This window comes from Mesorhizobium sp. M7A.F.Ca.CA.001.10.2.1 (assembly GCF_003998575.1).
Lineage (GTDB): Bacteria > Pseudomonadota > Alphaproteobacteria > Rhizobiales > Rhizobiaceae > Mesorhizobium.
Genome location: NZ_RZQY01001095.1, coordinates 1 through 1128 on the forward strand (window position 1 = coordinate 1; position 1128 = coordinate 1128).

The following is a 1128-nucleotide window of genomic DNA, read 5'->3' on the forward strand; positions in this document are numbered from 1 at the left end:
TTCCAGAAGAAGCGCTTCCGATTCCGAGCCGCGCGCGGCCAGCATGCGGTTGCCGACGAAGCCGTGGCAGACGCCGACGACAACGGCCACCTTGCCGATCCGCCGCGCCAGGTCGACGACGGTCGCCAGCGCATCGGGCGCGGTCTTGTCGGCGCGCACGATCTCCAGGAGCTTCATGACATTGGCCGGCGAGAAGAAATGCAGGCCGAGCACGTCCTGCGGCCGCGAGGTCGAGGCGGCGATTTCGTTGATGTCGAGATAGGAGGTGTTGGTGGCGAGGATCGCGCCCGGTTTGGCCACCGCTTCGAGCTTGCCGAACACCTCCTTCTTGACCGCCATGTCCTCGAACACCGCCTCTACGATCAGGTCGCAATCGGCGAGATCGGCATAATCGGTGGAGCCCTTGAACTGGGCGAGCCGCTCGCGCTTGGCGACTTCGCTTAGCGAACCGCGCGTGACGGACACCGAGTAGTTTCTGTCGATCGTCGCCAAGCCGCGCTGCAATGCCTCATGGCTGGTTTCCAGCAAAGTCACGGGATAGCCGCCATTGGCGAAGGCCATGGCGATGCCGCCGCCCATCGTGCCGGCGCCGATGACGCCGACGCGGGCAATCCTGCGTTTGACGATGTCTTTTCCCGAAACCTTTGCCGCCTCACGTTCGGCGAAGAACAAATGCCGCTGCGCCCGCGACTGGTCGCTGCCGACCAGTTTCACGAACAACGCACGTTCCGCCGCCAGCGCCGCATCGAAGGGCAGCGTGACGGCATTGCGCACCGACTGCGCGCAGGCGATCGGCGCCTCGAGCCCGCGCGCTTTCCTGGCAAGATCCGCAGCCTCGGCGTCGAAAGCCGCCAGGTCGGTCTCCTTGAGTCCCTGATTGCGATCACGCACCGGCGTGAAGGGGCCACCCTTGCGGGCGATTTCCCCAGCGAAGTTCACGGCATGCGTGGCCAGATCGCCATCGAAGACAGCGTCGACGAGGCCGGCTTCATGCGCCTCGGTCGCGCCGATCGGCGTACCGGAGACGATCATCCTGAGCGCCTTCGTCGCGCCGACAAGGCGCGGCAGCCGTACCGTGCCGCCACCGCCCGGCAACAGGCCGAGCTTGACTTCCGGCAGGCCGAGCTT

Annotated in this window: 1 protein-coding gene; it reads right to left on the minus strand. The window is 66.0% G+C overall.

The features are described from left to right. Positions 1–1128: 3-hydroxyacyl-CoA dehydrogenase NAD-binding domain-containing protein (locus tag EN964_RS35365; RefSeq protein ID WP_245490744.1), on the minus strand; the 1128-nt coding region annotated here is incomplete at both ends.